Source organism: Enterobacter sp. Taxon_2 (assembly GCF_058355295.1).
The window spans coordinates 1,665,607-1,687,711 of the sequence record NZ_CM178024.1; the positions used below are offsets into that span (position 1 = coordinate 1,665,607).

At 56.7% G+C, this 22,105-nt stretch carries 23 protein-coding genes; 15 read left to right on the forward strand and 8 right to left on the reverse strand.

Annotated features, from left to right (window positions below):
* The first annotated feature begins 6 nt into the window (after positions 1 to 6).
* From cbiK to cobT, 11 genes are read left to right on the forward strand one after another with little or no spacing between them, the layout of a single operon-like run.
* The gene (gene cbiK, locus AC4IC4_RS07750; protein ID WP_491472482.1) at positions 7 to 801 is read left to right on the forward strand and encodes a sirohydrochlorin cobaltochelatase; all 795 of its coding nucleotides are present in this window, start codon (positions 7 to 9) and stop codon (positions 799 to 801) included.
* Entirely contained in the window at positions 798 to 1,511 is a 714-nt protein-coding gene (locus tag AC4IC4_RS07755) for a cobalt-factor II C(20)-methyltransferase (RefSeq protein WP_032649051.1), read from the forward strand. Before cbiK ends, AC4IC4_RS07755 begins: the two co-directional genes overlap by 4 nt.
* Complete coding sequence (gene cbiM, locus AC4IC4_RS07760; protein ID WP_024908225.1) at positions 1,508 to 2,245, forward strand: cobalt ECF transporter S component CbiM; 738 nt, start codon at positions 1,508 to 1,510, stop codon at positions 2,243 to 2,245. The genes AC4IC4_RS07755 and cbiM overlap by 4 nt, the downstream gene beginning before the upstream one ends.
* 1 nt (position 2,246) lies before the next feature.
* Positions 2,247 to 2,528, forward strand: a complete 282-nt coding sequence (locus AC4IC4_RS07765) for an energy-coupling factor ABC transporter substrate-binding protein (protein ID WP_024908226.1) — start codon at positions 2,247 to 2,249, stop codon at positions 2,526 to 2,528.
* Entirely contained in the window at positions 2,515 to 3,192 is a 678-nt protein-coding gene (locus AC4IC4_RS07770; protein WP_024908227.1) for an energy-coupling factor ABC transporter transmembrane protein, read from the forward strand. Before AC4IC4_RS07765 ends, AC4IC4_RS07770 begins: the two co-directional genes overlap by 14 nt.
* A gap of 11 nt (positions 3,193 to 3,203) precedes the next feature.
* Entirely contained in the window at positions 3,204 to 4,022 is an 819-nt protein-coding gene (locus tag AC4IC4_RS07775) for an energy-coupling factor ABC transporter ATP-binding protein (RefSeq protein WP_491472483.1), read from the forward strand.
* Positions 4,019 to 5,542 (forward strand): cobyric acid synthase, encoded by a 1,524-nt coding sequence (locus tag AC4IC4_RS07780; protein ID WP_491472484.1) that lies wholly within the window; start codon positions 4,019 to 4,021, stop codon positions 5,540 to 5,542. The genes AC4IC4_RS07775 and AC4IC4_RS07780 overlap by 4 nt, the downstream gene beginning before the upstream one ends.
* Positions 5,539 to 6,090, forward strand: a complete 552-nt coding sequence (gene cobU, locus AC4IC4_RS07785; protein WP_491472485.1) for a bifunctional adenosylcobinamide kinase/adenosylcobinamide-phosphate guanylyltransferase — start codon at positions 5,539 to 5,541, stop codon at positions 6,088 to 6,090. The genes AC4IC4_RS07780 and cobU overlap by 4 nt, the downstream gene beginning before the upstream one ends.
* Positions 6,081 to 6,839 (forward strand): adenosylcobinamide-GDP ribazoletransferase, encoded by a 759-nt coding sequence (cobS, locus tag AC4IC4_RS07790; RefSeq protein WP_491472486.1) that lies wholly within the window; start codon positions 6,081 to 6,083, stop codon positions 6,837 to 6,839. Before cobU ends, cobS begins: the two co-directional genes overlap by 10 nt.
* A gap of 3 nt (positions 6,840 to 6,842) precedes the next feature.
* Positions 6,843 to 7,451 carry an adenosylcobalamin/alpha-ribazole phosphatase gene (locus AC4IC4_RS07795; RefSeq protein ID WP_491472487.1) on the forward strand — a complete coding sequence of 203 codons (609 nt, stop codon included), beginning with the start codon at positions 6,843 to 6,845 and terminating at the stop codon, positions 7,449 to 7,451.
* A gap of 11 nt (positions 7,452 to 7,462) precedes the next feature.
* Positions 7,463 to 8,518: a nicotinate-nucleotide--dimethylbenzimidazole phosphoribosyltransferase gene (cobT, locus tag AC4IC4_RS07800; protein WP_491472488.1), complete on the forward strand. Its 1,056-nt coding sequence runs from the start codon at positions 7,463 to 7,465 to the stop codon at positions 8,516 to 8,518.
* A gap of 72 nt (positions 8,519 to 8,590) precedes the next feature.
* Here the strand turns inward: cobT and AC4IC4_RS07805 are convergent, their stop codons facing one another.
* Complete coding sequence (locus tag AC4IC4_RS07805; RefSeq protein ID WP_491472489.1) at positions 8,591 to 9,448, reverse strand: helix-turn-helix domain-containing protein; 858 nt, start codon at positions 9,446 to 9,448, stop codon at positions 8,591 to 8,593.
* Positions 9,449 to 9,676: 228 nt separating this feature from the next.
* Between AC4IC4_RS07805 and AC4IC4_RS07810 the strand changes: the two genes are divergently transcribed.
* From AC4IC4_RS07810 to AC4IC4_RS07825, 4 genes are read left to right on the forward strand one after another with little or no spacing between them, the layout of a single operon-like run.
* Positions 9,677 to 11,515 (forward strand): DUF2264 domain-containing protein, encoded by a 1,839-nt coding sequence (locus AC4IC4_RS07810; RefSeq protein WP_491472490.1) that lies wholly within the window; start codon positions 9,677 to 9,679, stop codon positions 11,513 to 11,515.
* Positions 11,512 to 12,792, forward strand: coding sequence for an oligosaccharide MFS transporter (locus AC4IC4_RS07815; RefSeq protein ID WP_024908236.1), 1,281 nt, complete (start codon positions 11,512 to 11,514; stop codon positions 12,790 to 12,792). The genes AC4IC4_RS07810 and AC4IC4_RS07815 overlap by 4 nt, the downstream gene beginning before the upstream one ends.
* A 13-nt stretch (positions 12,793 to 12,805) precedes the next feature.
* Entirely contained in the window at positions 12,806 to 13,996 is a 1,191-nt protein-coding gene (locus AC4IC4_RS07820) for a glycoside hydrolase family 88 protein (protein WP_491472491.1), read from the forward strand.
* A 22-nt stretch (positions 13,997 to 14,018) separates the two neighbouring features.
* Positions 14,019 to 14,591, forward strand: a complete 573-nt coding sequence (locus AC4IC4_RS07825; RefSeq protein ID WP_491472492.1) for a DJ-1/PfpI family protein — start codon at positions 14,019 to 14,021, stop codon at positions 14,589 to 14,591.
* 76 nt (positions 14,592 to 14,667) lie between these two features.
* Here the strand turns inward: AC4IC4_RS07825 and AC4IC4_RS07830 are convergent, their stop codons facing one another.
* From AC4IC4_RS07830 to AC4IC4_RS07860, 7 genes are all read right to left on the reverse strand, one after another.
* Positions 14,668 to 16,776 carry a YjbH domain-containing protein gene (locus AC4IC4_RS07830; RefSeq protein ID WP_491472493.1) on the reverse strand — a complete coding sequence of 703 codons (2,109 nt, stop codon included), beginning with the start codon at positions 16,774 to 16,776 and terminating at the stop codon, positions 14,668 to 14,670.
* Positions 16,773 to 17,522, reverse strand: coding sequence for a capsule biosynthesis GfcC D2 domain-containing protein (locus tag AC4IC4_RS07835; RefSeq protein ID WP_491472494.1), 750 nt, complete (start codon positions 17,520 to 17,522; stop codon positions 16,773 to 16,775). The genes AC4IC4_RS07830 and AC4IC4_RS07835 overlap by 4 nt, the downstream gene beginning before the upstream one ends.
* Positions 17,522 to 18,166, reverse strand: a complete 645-nt coding sequence (locus tag AC4IC4_RS07840) for a YjbF family lipoprotein (RefSeq protein ID WP_491472495.1) — start codon at positions 18,164 to 18,166, stop codon at positions 17,522 to 17,524. The genes AC4IC4_RS07835 and AC4IC4_RS07840 overlap by 1 nt, the downstream gene beginning before the upstream one ends.
* Positions 18,167 to 18,228: 62 nt before the next feature.
* Positions 18,229 to 18,489: an exopolysaccharide production protein YjbE gene (gene yjbE, locus AC4IC4_RS07845; protein WP_491472496.1), complete on the reverse strand. Its 261-nt coding sequence runs from the start codon at positions 18,487 to 18,489 to the stop codon at positions 18,229 to 18,231.
* Between the two features lie 125 nt (positions 18,490 to 18,614).
* Positions 18,615 to 19,781, reverse strand: coding sequence for a nucleotide sugar dehydrogenase (locus tag AC4IC4_RS07850; protein ID WP_491472497.1), 1,167 nt, complete (start codon positions 19,779 to 19,781; stop codon positions 18,615 to 18,617).
* Positions 19,782 to 19,793: 12 nt separating this feature from the next.
* Positions 19,794 to 20,936, reverse strand: coding sequence for a glycosyltransferase family 4 protein (locus AC4IC4_RS07855; RefSeq protein WP_491472498.1), 1,143 nt, complete (start codon positions 20,934 to 20,936; stop codon positions 19,794 to 19,796).
* A gap of 39 nt (positions 20,937 to 20,975) precedes the next feature.
* Entirely contained in the window at positions 20,976 to 22,070 is a 1,095-nt protein-coding gene (locus AC4IC4_RS07860; RefSeq protein WP_491472499.1) for a glycosyltransferase, read from the reverse strand.
* Between the last annotated feature and the right edge of the window lie 35 nt (positions 22,071 to 22,105).

Below are 22,105 nucleotides of genomic sequence, written 5' to 3' on the forward strand. Positions count from 1 at the left end.
TTAGAGATGAAAAAGGCGCTTCTGGTGGTCAGCTTTGGTACCAGCTACCACGATACCTGCGAGAAAAACATTGTGGCCTGCGAGCGTGCGCTGGCGGAAAGCTGCCCTGACCGCGAGCTGTTTCGGGCATTCACCTCCGGGATGATCATTCGCAAGCTCAAACAGCGTGACGGCATTGAGATCGATACGCCCCTGCAGGCGCTGAAAAAGCTTGCGGCTCAGGGATACCAGGAGGTGGCGATCCAGTCCCTGCACATCATCAACGGCGATGAGTACGAGAAAATCGTCCGTGAAGTGCAGAGCCTGCGCCCGCTGTTTACCCGCCTGACGCTGGGGGTACCGCTGCTGAGCAGCCACGACGATTACGCGCAGCTGATGTGCGCCTTGCAACAGCAGATGCCGACGCTTGGGGCCACGGAAAAAGTGGTGTTTATGGGCCACGGCGCCAGCCATCACGCCTTTGCGGCCTATGCCTGCCTCGACCACATGATGATGGCCCAGGGCTTCCCGGCCCGCGTCGGCGCGGTGGAGAGCTATCCGGAAGTCGACATCCTGATTGAGAGCCTCTGTAAACAAGGCGTCACCGCCGTGCATCTGATGCCGCTGATGCTGGTGGCGGGCGATCACGCCATTAACGATATGGCCTCTGATGACGAGGACTCCTGGAAGACGCTGTTTAACGCTGCCGGGATCCCGGCAACGCCGTGGCTGAGCGGGCTGGGCGAAAACCCGGCGGTGCGCGCGATGTTCGTCGCCCATTTACAGCAGGCGCTGAGCGTGGCGATGGAGGAGGCAGCATGAGCGGCAAACTGTACGCCCTCAGTACCGGGCCGGGCGCGTCTGACCTTATCACCGTGCGCGCCTCACGGATCCTCGGTTCGCTGGATATTCTCTACGCCCCGGCGGGACGAAAAGGGGGCGACAGTCTGGCGCTTTCTATCGTTCGTGAATATGTCGGTGAGCAGACTGAAATCCGCTGCTGCCACTTTCCCATGAGCGCCGACAGCGCTGAAAAGGAGGCGGTGTGGGATGCGGTGGCCGACGCGTTAGTAACGGAGGTGAACAACGGAAAGCTGGTTGGCTTTATCACCCTGGGCGACGCGATGCTGTTCAGTACCTGGGTGTTCTTACTTCAGCGCATCGGCAGCCCGGACTGGCTGGAGATTGTGCCCGGCGTGACGTCGTTTGCCGCGATTGCCGCGCGGTCCAAAACGCCGCTGGCGATGGAACAGCAGTCGCTGGCGGTGATCGCATGCACCGCGCCGGAAGCGGAGATTGCGCAGGCGCTGCAGCAGCACGACAGCCTGGTGCTGATGAAGGTCTATGGCCGGTTTGCGCGCATCAAAGCGCTGCTGACGCAGGCCGGGCTGCTGAACTGCGCGCTGATGATGTCAGAAGCCACGCTCCCCGGCGAGCAGTGCTGGCGGCATCTGGATGAGGTTGCTGACGACCAGCCGTTACCCTATTTCTCGACCATTCTGGTCAACAAACAGTGGGAGTATGCGCAATGAAACTCGAACAACAGCTTAAACAGCTGTCATTAAGTGGCCTGGCGGCGGCGCTATTGCTGATGGTGGTGCCGGAGCAGGCGTTCGCGATGCACATCATGGAAGGCTTTTTACCACCCATGTGGGCGCTGGCGTGGTGGCTGATCTTCTTACCGTGTCTGTGGTATGGACTGGTGCGCCTGCGCCGTATCGTGCAGGAGGATAGCCACCAGAAAGTGCTGCTGGCGCTGTGCGGGGCGTTTATTTTCGTGCTGTCGGCGCTGAAGATCCCCTCGGTGACCGGCAGTTGCTCGCATCCGACCGGCGTGGGGCTCGCCGTGATTCTGTTCGGGCCGGGCGTCGTCGCCATTCTCGGCGCCATCGTGCTGCTGTTTCAGGCGCTGCTGCTGGCGCACGGCGGGTTAACCACGCTTGGCGCGAACGGCATGTCGATGGCGGTGATTGGGCCGGTTGTCGGGTACATGGTGTGGAAAATGGCCTGCCGTGCCGGGCTCCGTCGTGACGTCGGGGTATTTTTGTGCGCGATGCTGGCGGATCTGGTGACCTATTTTGTCACCTCAGTCCAGCTTGGCGCGGCGTTCCCGGACCCGGCGACAGGTGCAACGGGGTCGATTGTGAAATTCATGGGCATTTTCTGCCTGACGCAGATCCCCATCGCCATCGCGGAGGGACTGTTAACCGTCATGATTTATGACCAGTTGACCAAACGTCAGCTGATTACCGCACAAGGACACTGAGATGAAAAAGACGCTGATGCTGTTGGCGATGGTGCTTGCTCTGATCGTACTGCCATTTTTTATCGATCACGGGGGGGAATTTGGCGGCTCGGATGGTGAAGCCGAAAATCAAATTCAGGTTGTGGCGCCGCATTACACGCCGTGGTTCACGCCGCTCTATGAACCCGCCAGCGGCGAAATTGAAAGCCTGCTGTTTACGCTCCAGGGCTCCATTGGCGCAGCGGTGATTTTCTATATTTTGGGCTACACCAAAGGCAGACAGCGCCGTGATGACCGGGCTTGACAGGCTAAGCTATCAGAGCCGCTGGGCTCACGTTGCGCCGGAACGCAAGTTTCTGCTCTGGCTGGCGCTGATGACGCTGGCGTTTGCGCTGCCGCCGCTGGGGCAGGGGATCGTCCTGGCGTTGACGGCGGGACTGACCTGCTGGCTGCTGCGGATGACCTTCTGGCGCTGGTGCCGCTGGATGGCGCTGCCGTTTGGCTTTCTGCTGGTCGGCGTGCTGACGATCCTCTTTAGCGTCACCCGTGACCCGAACACGCTGGCGGCAGGCGTCCCGGTGGGGCACTACTGGTTGGGGATAACCGCGTCCGGGCTGACTGCCGCCAATGAAACCTTCTGGCGCAGCCTTGCCGCGCTGGCGGCGACCTTCTGGCTGGTGCTGAACCTGCCGTTTCCGCAGCTGATTGTGCTGCTTAAGCGGGCGCGCGTGCCGCGCCTGCTTACCGAGCAGATCCTGCTGACCTGGCGCTTTATTTTTATTCTGTTAGACGAAGCGCTGGCAATTCACCGCGCGCAGACGCTGCGTTTTGGCTATCGTAGCCTGCCAAAAGGCTATCGCTCGCTGGCGATGCTGGTTGGTTTGCTGTTTACCCGGGTGCTGATTCGCTATCAGCAGATGGCGACCACGCTGGATATTAAACTCTACCAGGGTGATTTTCCCCTGTAAGGAATCGCACCATGCTTACCACCGCCGATCTCTGGTTTCGCTATCAGGAGGCGCAGGTGCTCAAAGGGCTGACGCTGGATTTTTCGACCCATCCGGTCACCGGGCTGGTCGGAGCTAACGGCTGCGGAAAGTCGACGTTATTTATGAACCTGAGCGGCCTGCTGAAGCCGCAGCAGGGTGCGGTGCTGTGGCAGGGGAAGCCGCTGGGCTACAGCAAGCGCGGACTGCTGGCGCTCCGCCAGCAGGTGGCAACGGTGTTTCAGGATCCCGATCAGCAGATCTTTTATACCGATATTGATAGCGACATCGCCTTCAGCCTGCGCAATCTGGGCGTGGCGGAACCGGAGATTGCACGGCGCGTCGACGATGCGCTGACGCTGGTTGACGCGCAGCGTTTTCGCCAGCAGCCGATCCAGTGCCTGAGCCACGGGCAAAAGAAGCGCGTCGCCATTGCCGGGGCGCTGGTGCTGGGCGCCCGCTATCTTCTGCTGGACGAGCCCACGGCCGGGCTTGATCCTTCAGGACGCACGCAGATGATCGAGATCATCAGGCGCATTGTGGCGCAGGGGAACCACGTGGTGATCTCCAGTCATGATATTGACCTGATATACGAAGTGAGCGATGCCGTCTACGTGCTGCGTCAGGGAGAAGTGCTGGCGCACGGCGCGCCGGGTGAGGTCTTTGCCCGCGGCGAACTGATTGAACGGGCCGGATTAACGCAGCCCTGGCTCGTCAAGCTGCACGCGCAGCTTGGCCTGCCGTTATGTAAAACCGAAGATGAATTTTTCAGCCGTATGCGACAAAAAAACGTAATGAAGGAGGCCTCATGACGCAGGCAATTATGTTGCAGGGCACCGCTTCTGACGTGGGTAAAAGCGTCCTGGTGGCGGGGCTGTGCCGGATTTTTTATCAGGATGGCCTACGTACCGCACCGTTTAAGTCGCAGAATATGGCGCTCAACTCCGGTATTACGCCGGAGGGAAAAGAGATGGGCCGCGCGCAGATTTTTCAGGCTCAGGCGGCGGGGATAACGCCGGACGTACGGATGAATCCGGTGCTGTTAAAACCGACCAGCGATCGTAAAGCGCAGGTGGTGCTGATGGGGCAGGTGGCAACCGATATGGACGCGGTCAGCTACCACGAGTACAAACCGCGCCTGCGGGAGCAGATCCGAGACGTCTATAACAGCCTGGCCGGAGAGTATGACGTGGTGGTGCTGGAAGGCGCGGGCAGCCCGGCGGAGATTAACCTGCGCGATCGCGATATCGTCAACATGGGGATGGCCGAAATGGCGCAGTGCCCGGTGATCCTCGTGGCGGACATTGACAGAGGCGGCGTGTTTGCCGCCATCTACGGCACGCTGGCGCTTTTGCACGATCGCGAGCGGGCGCGGGTGAAAGGGGTCATCATCAATAAATTTCGTGGCGATGTTGCGCTGCTTTACTCGGGTATTGAGCAGATAGAAAACCTGACCGGCGTGCCGGTGCTGGGCGTGATGCCATGGCTGGATGTGGATCTGGAAGATGAAGACGGCGTGGCGCTGCAAAAGGGAAAATACCTGCGAACGGCCCAGCGCGATATCGACATTGCCGTGGTGCAGGTACCGCATATCTCCAACTTCACCGATTTTAACGCCCTGGCGGCGCAGCCCGATGTTCGCGTGCGCTATGTCCGTTATCCCCAGGAGCTGGCGGGGGCCGATCTCGTGATTCTCCCGGGCAGTAAAAATACGCTTGGCGATCTGGCCTGGCTGCGGGAAAGCGGCATGGCGCACGCGGTGCTCCAGTCCCACCAGCAGAACGTGCCCGTCATGGGCATTTGCGGCGGCTACCAGATGCTTGGCGACACCATCATTGATGAGGTGGAGTCGGGGCTGGGAACCCAGCCGGGGCTGGGTCTGCTCCATACCGTGACCCGCTTCGCGCAGCGAAAAACCACGACGCAGGTCTCGGCGCAGATGGCGTCGGCGCTCCCGGCGTGGCTTAAGTCGGCAGCGGGCATTAAGGTACAGGGCTACGAGATCCATATGGGAGAGACCCAACTGACATCCGACGGTAGCCCGGCGCTGTTTCTGGAAAAAGAGGGCGAGCGCATCGCGGACGGTGCCATCAGCGCTGACGGGCAGGTGATAGGGACCTATCTCCACGGGTTATTCGATAACGATGCCTTCACGCGCGCGATGGTGGACGGCTTGCGCCAGCGCAAAGGACTGGCGCCCTTAGACGTTGCGGTAGATTACGCCGCCTGGAAAGCGCAACAGTTGGATATCCTGGCGAGCGCGATGAGAGAACATATTGATATTAAAAAGATCTATCAAATAATGCGGGAGCATCAGGAGGAAGGCGCATGATTTTGGTCACCGGAGGCGCGCGCAGCGGGAAAAGTGCGCACGTCGAACAGCTGGCGGCGCAGCAGTGCGAGCGCGTGCTGTATATCGCGACGTCGGTGATTACCGATGAAGAGATGGTGCTGCGCGTTGACAAGCACCGCGCCCAGCGTCCTGCGCACTGGCGAACCTGGGAAGGGTATCGCGATCTGGGCGACGTGATTCGCCACCAGGTGCAGCCGGGCGAAGGTGTGGTTCTGGAATGCGTCACCACCCTGCTGTCAAACCTGCTCTATGACGCCAGCGGCGGCGCGTCGCCGGAGACCCTCGATTTTTCCGCGCTTGAGGCGGTGCTGCAACAGCAGGTGGACGACCTGATTGCGGCCTGCCAGCAGTCGGCGGCGCCGGTTTATATTGTGACCAATGAGCTGGGGATGAGCATCACGCCAGAGAATCGGCTGGCGCGTCATTTTGTCGATATTGCCGGGCGCGCGAACCAAAGGCTGGCGCAGGCGGCGCAGGAAGTGTGGCTGGTTGTCTCGGGAATTGGAGTAAAGATTAAATGCCGTTAAAAACGTTGTGGGCGACGCTAGGATTCATTACCCGCATTCCGGTGCCGCAAAAGTGGAGCGACGGCGTTGAATTTTCGCAGTATGGCCGTGGCGTCCCCTGGTTCCCGGTAGTGGGCCTGATCGTTGGCGTGCTGGCTGCCCTGGGCTATCTGGCGGTGAGCCAGACCGGCGGTGGGATCTATATCGGCGCGGTCGCCTGGGTTCTGGCGCTGGTGCTGCTGACCGGCGGGTTTCATCTGGACGGTCTGGCGGACACCTGCGATGGCGTCTTTTCTGCCCGCACCCGCGAACGGATGCTGGAGATTATGCGCGATAGCCGGTTGGGAACCTACGGCGGTCTGGCCATCGTATTCTGCATTCTTATCAAAGTCGCTGCGGTAATTTCCCTGGCCCACCTTCCGGTTAATACCCTGTTTGCGCTGCTGGTCTGCGCGCCGATCGTCGGGCGAACGGCAATGGTGTTGGCCATGTACCGGCAGCGCTATGCGCGCGAAGGGGCTGGAATGGCAAACGCCTATCTCGGCCATATCAGCGGCAAAGAGACGGTCATCACCCTCTGCATCGGCGTGGCGCTCGTGGGGCTATTGGCCGGGGCGCACGGGCTTATCGCCAGCGTCATCACCTGGATTGTCGTCAACGCGGTAAAGACATTTTTAAGCCGCCGACTGAACGGGCTGACGGGGGATACCCTGGGCGCGATGGAGGAGATCGGCGAAATGGTCTTCCTGCTGTCGCTACTGTGGGTCTGATGTATGCGTCTTTTTCTGGTTCGTCACGGTCAAACAGCCGCTAACATCAGCGGCGTATTTTACGGGAGTACCGATCTGGCGCTCTCGCCGCAGGGCATTGCCCAAAGCCAGCGTGTTGCCGGGTACCTGTCCGGGGTCGCGTTCGAGCACGCGCGCGTCAGCGCGCTGCAGCGTTCGCAGCAAACGGCGCGGCTTATCGTGCCGACAGCCCATGATGTCCACGTCGATGCGCGGCTTAACGAGCTGGATTTTGGCGAATGGGAGATGCGTCACTTCAGCGACATCGAAAAAGAAAGTCCCGCGTCGTGGCAGCGCTGGATGGATGACTGGCAAAACGCAACGCCAGACGGTGGCGAGGCCTTCCCGCATTTCGCCGCGCGCGTCAGGGCGGCGGCGGATGAGATGAGTCAGCTGCAGCAGCGCGAAGACATGCTCATTGTGGCGCATCAGGGCGTGCTGAGCCTGCTGCTGGCAACCTGGTTAGGGATGCCCGTGGCGGCGATGTGGCATTTCCCGTTCAGTCACGATGCCTACACGGTCGTTGAAAATCGGGGCGGGCATTGGGTGTTACGGGTATTTAATGGCAGAAGCGTTTGGCAAACAGAAGAGTGAGGGTGATGAGGATGGGGACAGTGAAGGCGCTGGCGGCGGCCATCAGACCGCTTGATAAACAGAAGATTCAGGCGGCCTCAAGGCATGTTGATGGCTTAATAAAGCCGACAAACAGCCTGGGTCGGCTGGAAAGTCTGGCAATACAGCTTTCGGGAATGTGGGGCATCGACAGGCTCGATAATCTGCAAAAAGAGATTATCGTCATGTGCGCCGACCATGGCGTGTTTGATGAAGGCGTGGCCGTAACGCCGAAAGTGGTGACCTGGCTTCAGGCCGTCAATATGCAAAAGGGGTTGACCGGAGTGTGCGTGCTGGCCCGCAATAGCCAGACGTCGGTACTGCCCGTTGACATCGGTATTGACGGCGAGCCTATCGACAATATGCTCAGCCTTAAACTCTCGCGTGGCTGCGGGAATATCGCTCAGGGTCCGGCGATGAGCCGTCAGGATGCCGAGGACCTGCTGCTGGCGAGTGCCAGCCTCGTTAAAAAACGCGCGCAGGAGGGGATCTCCGTCTTTGGCGTAGGCGAGCTGGGTATTGCCAATACGACGCCGGCCTCGGCAATCATCAGCGTGCTGACCGACAGCGATCCGCATGATGTGGTGGGGATTGGAGCCAATTTGCCGCAGGACCGGGTGCAGCATAAGGAAACCATCGTCCGGCAGGCGATACGCATAAACCAACCGGATGCGCGCGATGCGGTTGATGTGCTGGCCAAAGTCGGCGGCTATGACCTGGTGGGCATGACCGGGGTGATATTGGGCGCTGGCGCATGCGGACTGCCCGTGGTGTTAGACGGTTTTCTCTCGTATGCCGCCGCCATCGCCGCCTGTCAGATTGCGCCAGAAGTGAAGAACTACTGTATTCCCTCTCATTTTTCCGCCGAAAAGGGGGCCAGGCGCGCGCTGGAGCACCTTGGGCTGGCGCCGTTTATCCATCTTGACATGCGTCTTGGCGAAGGGAGCGGTGCCGCGCTGGCAATGTCTATCGTCAGCGCGGCCTGCGCAATGTACTGCGAGATGGGGCAACTGGCGCAAAGCGGCATTGAGTTGCCCGTTCCGGCATGACGGAAAGGCAAAAACCCCAGCCAGGCTGGACGCCGGAAAGCGTCCAGCTTTGGGCCAGTGGTCAACACCCCCTTAACAGGGCATTCTGGTGCAGCGGATACGACGTCGATACTGCAGCGGCGTCTGACGCATCATCTTTTTAAAGCAGGTAATGAAATAGGTCACCTCGCTAAACCCGACTGCCAGCGCAATAGCGTCAATTGGCTCATCGCTGTACCGCAACAGCTCGCAGCTGCTTTTTATCCGCCGGGTCAGCAAATATTCGTGGATGCTACCGCCGGTCTGCTGGCGAAAAATGCGTGAGGTATAGCTGCGCGAAAGCCCCAGGTCGTGGGCTAGCTGGTCGAGTGAAAACTTGCTGGCATAGTGGGCTTCGACCCAGCTCATAATCCGCGAGGCGACGGTCTGCTGGCGCGGCGGGTAGGGCTGCGGCTGCTCGGGCAGAAACGTCATGAGCTGCATCATCAGAAAGGCCACCTCGCAGGCCTCGGTCTGCTCGCTGCCCTCCAGGCGCTGAAACTGTTCAAGGATCCTTTCGATAAACGCCGCGTGCTCGCTGAGATCGTAGATTTGCGCAGGCAGATTGCTGGCGGCCAGCGCGGCGAACCGGGCCTGATGGCGTGGGAAGGCGCCGAGCGCACTTTCGACCACCGATTGCTCAATGTGCATGGTGGTGCGGTGATAGGGATTCTTATCGCTATGATCGACCTGCACTTTGTGCAAACGGAAGGGCGGGAAGATAAATAATCGCCCCGGACGGGCGGTGTAGTGCTGATTATCCACCACCACGATGCCGTAGCCGCTGGAGATATAGAGCAATTCAACGCATTGATGCCAGTGGTAGTAAATTGCGCTGGTGGTGGACATGCGGTTAAAAGAAATGGCCTGCCGATCGAGCGTAATCCGTTCCAGCAGCTGCGTTTCACCCATATTACCTCCAGGACAACAGATTTAAATTTTTAGGCCATCATTTGTAATTTATCCCCCTCGCGTTCGACAAAATCCAGCAAAAATGAAATGGCGGTTTAATTTTGTGAGTCTGCTCACTCAGCGCCGGGAATAAAAGCAGTTACTCTTCATTCAGACGTCGCGCTCGTGGCTTTAAAAAGCCTAATAACAATAACTTATCTCTACCCTCGTGTAATGCGGGAGGACCCTGTGCAACCTGAAAATATTCATCTGGATAATCCACTGACAAGCCGGGAAGAGGTGTTACGGCTGGTTAACGACATGCTGAATGCGGTGTCGCCCTGGTTTAAAAAAGACGCCAGCCGCATTGATTTAGCGAACTTTACCGCTCACTACGGCCAGCAGGTGGCGAGCATGGAAACGTTTTCCCGCCTGCTGTGGGGCGTGACGCCGCTGTTGGCTGGCGGCAGCGAGCCGCAGCACTTCTCTTTCTATTTACAGGCGATAAAAAACGGCACCGATCCGCAGCATGCCGATTACTGGGGAGACGTCGGGCCTTACGATCAGCGAATCGTCGAGATGGCGGCCTACGGGCTGCTGCTGGCGCTGGCGGGTGAAACCGTACTGGCACACTTCACTGAGACGGAGAAAGAGAATTTATGGCGCTGGCTAAAGCAGTGCGAGACCCAGGAAATCCCCGATAACAACTGGCACTTCTTCCCGATTCTGGTGCAGGTCGGCTTCCATTATTGCGGCATGCCGACCAACCCGCAGGCGCTGGAAGATCATTTTGCTGCCATGGAGCACTACTACCTCGGCGATGGCTGGTACTCTGATGGTCCGGGCCGACCGCGCGACTATTACATCTCGATGGGCTTCCACTTCTATGGCCTGATTTACGCGAAGCTCATGGCCGGGGTCGATCCACAGCGTTGTGCAACGCTGCGTCACCGGGCCGCGCGTTTCTCCTCTGACTTCATCCATTTCTTTGCCGAAGACGGCGCGGCGATCCCGTTTGGCCGTAGCCTGACCTACCGCTTTGCCGAGGCGGCGTTCTGGAGTGCGGCGGCCTTCGCCGGGCTGGAGGTCTTTTCGCCCGGCGTGATGAAGGGCATCGTTCTGCGTCATCTGCGCTGGTGGCTCAAGCAGCCGATATTCGACCGCGACGGCGTACTCAGCGTCGGTTACAGCTACCCGAATCTGGCGATGGCGGAAGACTACAACGCGCCGGGTTCACCGTACTGGGGCCTGAAGACCCTGCTGGTGCTGGCATTAGATGAGGGAGATGCTTTCTGGCAGGCGGCCGAGTTGCCGCTGCCGCCGTTGCCCGCCCGGCACACGATAGCCCACGCGGATCAGGTGGTAGTGCATCAGGCCGATCACCTGTGGATGCTGACCTCCGGCCAGCTGGAGCTGAACAACTTCGTGAATACCGAAGCGAAATACTGCAAATTTGCCTATTCCACCCGCTTTGGCTTCACCATCGAACGCGGGCGCTACGGCCTGAACCATGCCTCGCCCGATTCGATGCTGCTGCTGGCCGAAAAGGATAACTACTGGCGTGGCCGCCGCGAATGCCAGCACGTGGTTACCGCTGACGGCACCATTTACAGCCGTTGGCTGCCGTGGCGCGACGTGGAGATTGAGAGCTGGCTGCTGGCGCTGGGCGACTGGCAGCTACGCGTCCATCGCATCAATACCCGGCGCGCGCTGGACTGCGCGGAGGGTGGCTTTAGCCTGGCGAACCGCCCGCAGCCGCAGGTACACGAGAGTGACGGTGCCTGCTGGTTACGCAGTGCCCGGGATGTCTCAACCATTTTCTGTCTACATCCGCACGCTCGCCGCGGCGAGACGGTGGTGACGCCGCCAAACAGTAATCTGCTGTTCGCCGAGCGCGCGGCGGTGCCGGTGCTGCGCGGCGAGCTTGACCCCGGCACGCATATGTTAATCAGCGCGGTGTGGGCGGGAAATGCCGCCGACTTCGAACCGCAACATTGCCCGCAGGCCTTCATTAGCGATGACGCGGTACGCTTCGTGACGGCACGACAAGAAACGACGCTCGTTCTGGCTCCGGAGGCATCGCTATGAGCACATCATCGTCCGTACGCGCCGCGCAGTACAAAATGAGTACCTTTATTTTCCTTTACTTCTTCACGTGGTCATCCAGCTTTGGCCTGTACGCCCTGTGGCTGAGCCAGAAAGTGGGCCTCGATAGCGTCACCATCGGCAGCGTGTTCGCCATCAACGGTGTCTTCGCGGTGGTTCTGAAACCAGTGTACGGCTACATCATGGACAAAATAGGTATGAGCAAATGGCTGCTCTATTTTGTCTGCGCCATTTCCGCGCTGATGGCGCCGTTCTTCGCGCTGGTGTACCAGCCGCTGCTGCAAAGCCATGCGATGGCGGGGATTATCATCGGCGCGCTGTATCTGAGCCTGGGCTGGTACGCTGGCGTGGCGGCGTCTGAATCTTATGCCGACCGCTTTAGCCGCCTGTACGGGCTGGAGTTTGGCCGCATCAGAATGTGGGGGTCATTGGGCTGGGCGATGGCGGCGTCGGTCTCCGGGCTGTTGTTTAACGTCACCCCGCTGGCCAATTTTCTGCTCAGCAGCGGGACCTCGGTACTGATGCTGCTGGTGCTGATTAGCCTCAAAATCGGCGATGAGCAGCTGCGCAATAACAGCGTTATTTCCGCAAATAAGATCGTCTTCGCCGATGTGCTGATGCTGCTGAAAAACCGCAAGTTCTGGATGTTCAGCCTCTACGTCGCCGGGGTGGCGTGGATGATGTTTATCGCTGAACAGCAGTTCCCGCGCTACTTCGTGTCGTTCTTCGCCACCAAAGAGCAGGGTAATGCCTGGTACGGCTACCTGAGCACTGTCCAGTCGGGGATGGAGTTCGTGATGATGATGTTTATCCCGTGGCTGGTGAACCGCTACGGCGCCAAGCGCGGCCTGCTGTTCTGCGGCTGTGTGGTCGGAGCGCGGCTGATCGCCTCCGGGCTGACCAGCGACCCGATTGTTATCTCCATCATCAAACCGTTTTATGGCGTCGAGATCGCGCTGCTGCTCATCTCGGTCTTCAAATACATCGCGGAACATTTCCATCGTCGGGTTAACGCCACGATGTACCTGCTGGGCTACCAGGCGATGATTTACGTGGGTTCGATTGTGGTCGCTCCACCTGCCGGCTATCTGTACGACAGGATTGGCTTTGAGCATACCTATCTGCTGATGGGCTGCTGCGCCCTGGTATTTACGCTGATTTCCGCCTTTACGCTGTCGCGCTGTCAGTCGACGCGCGATGACTCACGATCCTTTGCTCCGGCTTTAGATACCGCCCCGGTTGAACCGGCCAAACATTAATTCAGGAGTTGTTATGACCAAATCTGTTATCACCGAAGCGCTGCGGCCAATCGAACTGCATCAGGTCGATCGCCTGGCACTGAGCCAGAAGCTGGAAGCGGCGTTAACCCGCGTCACGCGCAAGCTCGACAAAAATATTGTCGCCTTCGGCGATAAGTTCCCCGGAGAGGCCTGTGAGAAGGGGGTCTGGCCGCGCACCGATAACGTGGAGTGGACCACCAGCTTTTGGCCTGGCCAGCTGTGGCTGGCGTGGGAGATGACCGGCAAAGCGCACTATCGCGAAGCCGCAGAGCGCTATTTACAGTCGTTCGCCCGGCGTATTGAGCAGCGCATCGACACCGCCACGCACGATCTCGGGTTCCTCTATTCGCTCTCCTGCATAAGCGCCTGGCGGCTCACCGGCAACGAAGCCGCTCGTCAGTCGGCGCTGCTGGCTGCCGATCGCCTGATGGAGCGCTTTAATCCGACGGCCAACATTATTCAGGCGTGGGGTGATTTAAACGACCCGGAGCAGCAGGGAAGAATGATCATCGACTGCAATATGAACCTGCCGCTGCTGTACTGGGCCAGCGAACAGACCGGGGATCCGCGCTATGCGCAGGCGGCGACGGCGCACGCAGGACAGGCAGCGAATTATATCGTGCGTGAAGATGCCTCGACTTATCACACCTACTATATGGACGTGCAGACGGGCGAGCCGCGCTTTGGCAACACCCATCAGGGCTACAGCGATACCTCGTGCTGGTCGCGCGGCCAGGCATGGGGCATTTACGGCTTCCTGCTCAGCTATCAGCACACCGGCGATAAGCAGATGGTTGAGCTGTCGCGCAGCCTGGCGCATTACTTCCTCAACCGTCTGCCGGAAGATGATGTTTGCCACTGGGATCTGGCGCTGCTCGGTACCGACGCCGTGCGCGACAGTTCAGCGGCGGCGATTGCCGCCTGTGGCCTGCTGGAGCTGGTTAAGGCGCTGCCGACGCTCGACGCAAACCGTGCATATTATGAAGAGATGGCGCTGCGTATCGCGCTGTCGCTGACCGATAACTACCTTGCTCATGACGACGATCCGACCGAAGGGCTGCTGCAGCACTCGGTTTATCATATGGGCAGCGGTAAGGGGGTCGATCAGTGCTGTAGCTGGGGGGACTATTTCTATCTTGAGCTGCTGGCGCGGCTCCGACAGATTTGGCACCCGTACTGGTAACCCTGAAGCAATGGAGAGCAAAATGAAAAGCGTAGCCGTGCTATTAGCCCCCGGTTTTGAAGAGGGGGAAGCGATCGTCACTATCGATATCCTGCGCCGCCTGAATATTACGGTGCAGACGATTGCCTGCGGCGAGCGTCGCGAAGTGGTGAGCTATCACGCCATCTCAATGGTTGCGGACAGCACCCTGAAGGCCAGCTTTGATCGGACCTTTGACGCCGTGGTGTTACCGGGCGGCCCGCAAGGCAGCGTTAGCCTGGCAAAAAGCGCGGAGGTCATTGCTTTCGTCCGCCGCCACGATGAAGCGGGCAAATATATCTGCCCGATTTGCTCCGCCGCTGCCCGCGTGCTGGGCGGCAATGGACTGCTGAAGGGACGTCGTTATGTCTGCTCCGGCGATCTGTGGAAAACCGTCAGCGATGGCATCTACGTCGATGCCGACGTGGTGGAAGACGGCAATCTGCTGAGCGGCCGTGGGCTGGGTAAAGTATTTGATTTCGCCTTTACCCTGGTGGCGCGATTGCAGGGCGATGACGCGTTGTCGCGCGAGCAGGCCAGCCATATTGATTATGCGTGGCAGCCAGGACGCGTCTGATAACAAAGCCTTACTGGCATATCTGAAAAACCTCCGGCTGTGCCGGAGGATATTTATGGTGGGAAGACGGTAAGGATTAATCCAGGCCTCTGGCCCCGGTGAGGTCATACAGAGAATAACGTTTTTGCAAAGGCTGTCCGCCATCTCGGGTCAGCGGTTCCCAGTTGAGTTTCGCGCGGGTGTTGGTAGGGCGTGTACTCATCAAGTCCAGGGGAACAGAAATATAGAAGCCTTTGGTAAAGCTGCCTTCACCATAGTCATGAGACGAGACGTTGGTGAGGGTGGCATAGGCTCCGACCGTTATGCCGCTGGCGAAGCGCCGCGAAATATCCAGCGTTCCGCCTTTGTCGCCAGCGAGATAACGCCCAACGCTCGCCTTCAACAAAAACTCATCGGCAAACCATGGCTGCCAGTACCCGGTCACCTGTCCGGTCGTGACGCTGTAATCCGCCATTTTCATCGGATCGTTCCAGTCCCGCTGTTTCACCCGGTTGATGTCGGCTCCGACGGCCCACTGCTTTTTCAGGGGGCGATAGAGCACTTCGCTGCCGACGCCAGCAAACATCATTTCAAGATAGCCGCCGTAGTTTTGCATGTACCAGCCGTTGCCCAGTGCACTGGTATGCGTCAGCTGTAAATTGTTCAGATAGATATCGCTGGTGCTGACGTAAGAACGAATATGGGTTCTGACCTGCGGGATATGGCTGTCAGCAGGAGGGGCGGTGTAGTTGAATTTGTCGTAGTTATTGTGAAGATTGAGTAAGCCCACGCCACCGACTTTCCAGTTATCGGAAATCTGATAGCTGGCGCTGCCGCTCAGGGCAATCTGGTACATATAGAACGACTCAGGCCCGCCAAAGGACTGGTTAAGCACCGGCGACCAGCTGAACTGCCAGGGGGATTTTTCCAGGGCATAGCCCGCTTGTGCGAATGCAGGTTGCTTCGGCTCATCTACCCTGTTCACATTCTGGGGCTCCGGGACGCCAGGCGGCATGCCGCGCATAACATCTGCGAGGGATGACGTTTCGCTGTGGTAGCATGCCATCGGGATATTATCACGCTCTTCCGTGATGATAATCTCACGGGTGCCCGCCGGCAGGGCGTTCATTATGATGCGGTTAGCGCGATCCACGCCTTCAGCGCGATTGCGATAGTCGGTCTGCTCGCCTGTGACGTACACGGTATCACCCACGCGCGCGATGCGCGGAGAAGAAAAACCGGCATTATCGCGCAGGGCCGTTAACTGGGTAGCGGCGGTATGAGGGGCAAAGTTTGCCGGTTGTTCCGAAGGACGGTAGGCCGGTTTGGGGGGGATATATGCCTGACTGCGCAGCGTTTCGAAATTGGTGTTGAGCGTGATACCGAAGGTTAAGGTATTTCCACGCTCGTAGCCAACGGAGAGGTCACTCCAGTCGTTCAAACGGTACAACACCCCGACGTTCACCGGTGAGTCTTGCTTTAGCCGACCGGCCCGATCGTTACGATAGTCGTTGGAATCATATTCAGCTTTGATGCGCAGAGGTTGCCAGGGCGTCTGGTACTCCACGCCGCCGAACATCGCTGTCGGGCCGTGGAAAAAGCGATCGGCATCAACCGAGCCGCCGCGGCCACTGTAGCTTTCGCTACGCTGGCAAAAACGGTTGCTTGCCCGGCAAAATGGGTTAGCGATGTTGCCGCTGTTGGCGAGGTAGCCCCAGCCTGCACCCACCGTGAAATCGAAGGGGCCGGCGGCTTTGCTGGCAACCAGATATTCACTATCAAAGAGTCCTGTGCCACCAATATCCCGAAACCCCAGCGAAATATCGGGCGTCCAGCGCGTCTCCTGCCACAGCCGGGCTTTGAGGTCGATGGCTTTGTCTTTGTACGTTTGATCGCCGCTAAAATTTTTATCACCGTACTGTCTGGTGCGAACATCAGTATAACGAATCGTGGTTTCCAGCCACGGCATGAGCTGCAGTGACAGGGCCCAGAACCGATACTGGTCATTATCCCGATAATTCAGGCTGAATTCCCCTGACGGGGCCATTCGCGCGGTCGGGGTTTGCAGCAATCCCACACCGCCAAAGTCGGACTGGGAAGGGGAGACATAGGGAAGATACCGTGGTGTGCCGATATCTGCGCTGGCAACCGTGCTGATGCCGCTAAATAACAGCGCGATGCTGTAGCTAAGAGGGGTGAATTTCATGGTTTGTCAGTCCGTTGGCTCAGCAACTGAACGATACGTTGGTTCAGTGTCTGATAGTGCGGTGATAATGCGTCGAGCTGCAGGTTCAGCCAGATTTGGCCTCCGGGCTGCGGTTCATGGTACCGGCGATTCCAGTAGCCGGTTGGTACCGTTGTGACAGTACCGTCCGGCGCGATGACCACGACATGATCCGGGTCGATACCGGGCTGCCGCCGATCTGCTGCCGTCAGGGTGGTTGTTTGCTGGCCGGCAATCCACGGCGTGTTCTCGAGGCTGCCGTTCCATATTGTCAGGTTTTGCGCCGGGAACGTGCGGAGGTACAACCGATAGCTACCCTGGAGTCTGACTGAGTGCTCAGGTTTCAGGCGCACCCAGTCAGGATCCAGCTGCAACGCAAAGCCGCCAATGATATTCAGCCCCTGGAGACGCTGGCTTAACCGTGCGACACGCTGGGCCTGGCGCGTATCGCCCTGGTCCTGTAATTCCTGCGCTGCTGAAGTGAGTGCCTTCAGAATCTGCTGCTGACGAAACTGCTGCTCAGCATCGTTTGCCGGTGTGGAAAGGCGTGCGCTCTTCCAGTCGATGTTTTTGGGGAGTGCTGGATGGGTTACCAGCTCGCTCAGGCTATCGGCGGTGACTTCAGCCGCGGCGCAGGCTGGCTGGCAAATGAGCGCGATTTTCCCCTGGCCGTAGCCCAGCGGAGCCGCAGCCAGAAGCGTGGCGGCAAGGATAAGGTTTATTTTCATCAGGAATACGGTTTAAGCAGGGTAAGGGACCACGTCTGGCCATGAGGATGCAGAATTTGCTTGCTGTGCACGATGCGGCCGGATTCTGGGTCGACCCAGTAACGCTGTTTCCAGGTCGTCCCGTCGGTATCAGCCGTCATGACTTCTTCCAGCACGCGGTAGCGACGCGTCACGCCCGTTACGGTAAAGTCCTGCGAGCCCGCCCATGAGAATCGCGACGTTATGTTGGCTGCAAAGAATCCATTCTCCTGCCACCGTGCCTGCGCATGCCATCGCAGGCCTTCCTGAACGGTGAGCGGAGCCGCGAGCGGATCGGGCGCGTTGCTCTCCAGGCTCAACAGATTAGCGCTGAAGCCGAGGGTTTTTATGAGGCGTCCATTGCGCGTGGCGATCATTTTTGCATCCGCGGTCAGCCACTTTTGGGTGTTGTTCTCATTCCAGGCGAGCACGATAAACGCCTGCGGACCATCGGCAACGGTGAGTGCCATCGAGGCATACGGCACCTGGTCGACCTTAGCACGGTCGATGAAGGCATCCTGGGAGGAAAGAGACTGGATAATCGTCTGGGAGAGGATCCCTGGGCGATGCTGGCTGCACGCGCTGATAAGTATTACCGTACCGGCCAGACAGAATTTTTTGTACATAATAGACTTTACAGAGAAACAGGAAAAATGGGGCTCAGAGGAGCCCCATGAAGGTATTGTAATTAACGCGTAGACGTGGTGGTTCCCGTGTTGCCGCTACCGTTGCTGCTGTCGCTTGCTGCAACGGCCGCGATAGCGACGGCACCCACGACGCCGGCACCTACGGCAACGGCTGTACCGGTCGCCATGCCCGCTGCGGCAGCAGACGAGCCCGCGGCAGTGCCTGTTGTGCTACCCACCGCAGCGGTTTCGACTGCGGCAAAAGAAGCCATAGGTGCGGACAGGGCACAAATCAGCAGAGCAGATAATTTAACAAATTTCATGTTATTTCCTTATTGGTTATGACAGTGATGTATTCCTCAAAGGGCAAATAATTGCCGTGCAGAGAAATAAGGGGAACCTCAAACGGTGGATGTTTGTAGGTAAATACTTTCAGGGATGCATGTTTTCAGTTATCGCCAAAAATATCGCGCGTATAGACTTTACTTTGTACATCGATGAGCTCATCGGCCATACGGTTGGATATAATGACATCGGCGCTGTTCTTAAATTTATTGAGATCGTTAATCACCCGGGAATGGAAAAATTCATTTTCCTTCAGCGCTGGCTCGTAAATAACAACCTCAACGCCTTTAGCTTTAATGCGCTTCATAATGCCCTGAATGGAGGACGCGCGGAAATTGTCCGAGTCGGCTTTCATAATCAAGCGGTATATGCCCACGCGTTTCGGTGAACGACGGAGAATAGCTTCGGCAACAAAATCTTTACGCGTGCTGTTAGCCTCGACGATCGCGCCGATAAGCTTGTTAGGTACATCACGGTAGTTGGCCAGAAGCTGTTTTGTGTCCTTGGGTAAGCAGTAGCCGCCGTAGCCAAATGACGGGTTGTTATAGTGATGGCCGATGCGAGGATCCAGACACACGCCCTCAATAATCTGACGTGTGTTGAGACCGTGAGTTTCGGCATAGCTATCGAGCTCATTAAAGTAGGCGACGCGCATCGCCAGGTAGGTGTTGGCAAAGAGCTTTATGGCTTCGGCTTCCGTCGAGTCCGTGAAAATCACTGGACAGTGTTTTTCAACCGCGCCTTCAAGCAGCAGGCTGGCGAAGAGTGAGGCGCGTTCGGAACGTTCACCTACGACAATTCGCGATGGGTAAAGGTTATCGTGCAGGGCTCGCCCTTCACGCAAAAACTCCGGTGAGAAGAGGATGTTTTGAACCCCCAGCGACGCCTTGATGTGCCGTGTGTACCCCACTGGAACGGTAGACTTAATAACCATCACCGCCTGCGGGTTAATGGTGACGACATCTTTAATCACCGCCTCTACGGAGGCGGTATTAAAGTAGTTTGTCTCTGGGTCGTAATCTGTCGGTGTCGCAATAATCACGAAGTCAGCATTACGGTAGGCGTCGTGTTTATCGGTTGTTGCCCGAAAGTTCAGATTCTTATTTTTTAAATACTGCTCAATATCATGATCGATGATCGGCGATTTCTTCTCGTTCAGTAAATCAACTTTATGCTGAAGGATATCAAGGGCGACAACTTCATAATGCTGAGCAAGCAGAATACCGTTGGACAGTCCAACGTAGCCTGTACCGGCGATGGCAATTTTCATAATCGTTTAACTCTAAGGTTGAATAAGTAACGTGCTGCGATGCCGGGTCACCTGACTGATGGATGATAAATATTTATTGATGACGATGGCTTCATCAAAATGGCTGGCAATATGCTTACGGCTATTTTTTCCTAACTGAGCAAGCTCGTGTTCAGTCGACGTAATAATTTTTTCGATAGCTTCAACCAGGCTTGTCAGACAGCCTGGTTCACAGAGATAGCCGTTAAATCCGTCCACAACGGTTTCACGGCAGCCGACGTTGTCCGTCGTGATGATCGGTTTACCCATAGCGCCGGCCTCAAGCAGCGACCTGGGCACACCTTCCCGGTAATAAGAGGGCAGGACCACGCAGTGAACGTCTTTGAGTACGTTTTCGACCTTATCCGTCACGCCCAGATAATTGATAATGCCTTCTTCAACCCAGGTATTGATTTCATCGATGTTCACGCCCGAAGGGTGTTGAGCATCGCAAAAACCTAAAAGGGAGAAGTCGACTTTATTGCCGTATTTTTGTTTAAAATGCCGTGCTGCATCGGCAAACAAATAAATGCCTTTTTCCTTCAGCATTCTGGCCGACAGAAGGAACTTGATGGTCTTTTTTTTCTGCACTGGCGTGAAAGAAAAACGTGTGAGATCGGCACCTGAACCCGGTATTCTTTTTTTAATCGCCGCTGTGCCAATATGATGCTTACGGAAAATAGCCATATCTTCTTCGTTCTGGAAGAAAATATACGCTGCTTTCCTTTGGCTTATTTTATAGAGTGCGCGAACGATTTTGTTTAAAAAACCATCGCTAATAAATGCATGACCCAGTCCGGCGATGTTATTAATGACAGGGATACTGAGTGGTGCTGCCGCAAGCGAACTATAAATATTGTTTTTGGGAGTGAAGTTTAAAATCGTTTGTGGTTTTATTTTTAGAAACAAACGCAAGAAACTAAGACACGTACAGGCATCAGTAATGGGGTTCATTCCCCGCCCGTCAATTTTTATATCATGCACCAGGCAGCCTAACGCACGGAGTTTATCCGTATAGTCATCGAAAGGGGATATAACATGAACATTGATTCCTCTTTTAAGGAGTTCAATAATCGTGTTTTTTCTGAAATTATAAATATACCAACTTGTGTTGGCCGTAATGGCAATATTATTCATGATTTAACTGCAGTTTAGTCAGAGGTATTTCTGTGGTGGTTAAAGAGAGCGATATAATGCAATCCATTTTTGAGTAATAGCACTCATCGAGAAATGTTGTTCAACGTGGTCTCGGGAAGCTTTGCCCATTTGTCGAGCTTCTTCAGGAGAAAGCTCCAGCGCCGTGCTAATTGCCTCGGCCAGGTCTGTGGAAGAGTGGGGAGGAACTAAAAAGCCATTGCCGTCCAACACTTCTTTTATTCCTCCGCAATCAGTTGCTACCACCACTCTTTCAGCGCACATTGCTTCAGCCACGACAAGACCAAACCCTTCCCAGGCTGAAGACAGGACAAAAATGTCTGCTGCGCTCATCCATTCGTTAACGTTAGTTTTGATACCAGGCCAGTGCACACGGTTAGCAACGCCAAGCTCGATTGCCAGCGCTTTCAGTTCAGCTTCTAGTGCGCCGCCGCCGATAATGGCTAACTGCGGCTCGACTGGTGTTCTGCCTTTGATAGCGGCAAAAGCGCGTAATAAGTTGGGATAATCTTTTGCTGGAGCAAGTCTGCCGACGGAAAGTAACAAAGGTGTTTGCTGGTCAAGACCCATCTCGCGGCGTAATTTTTCCCTGCTAAGTTCACTAAAACGGAAGTTTTCGACGTTGATACCGTTGTGAATGGTCGTGACTTTATTTTTGTTGACGCTTCCACGTTTGATAATACTGTCAGTCGCTTCCTGACTGACATTGGTTGAGATCGTTGATAAAGGATCGGTTATACGACAGATAAAGGCCCGAAGCGAGTTTCCTTCGTAGGAATTATGGGAAGTGGAGATTAGCTTAGGTATCGGTGTTAAGATTCTAAGTAATCGGGAAAAAATATTGGCATGTACCATATGGCTGTGTACGATGTCTGGAAGAAAATCAATGATTTTCTTCCGGGCCTTAAAGTAAACCATGAGGAAGGAAAAAGGATTTCGCTTCATCGAAAGTTCAACGAACTCAACTGATTTATTTTGGGGGCGAAGAATAGTTTTGCCGGAAAGTGAGATGAGCTGAATGTTGTGTCCATGGGAGGATAACTCATCTGCAAGATCGCAAACTTGTTTTTCGGCACCTCCCATCTGTAACCCTGTGGTGACCAGACTAATACGCATAAAAATCCTTTAAAGGTTAAAAAAGAACATCGCTA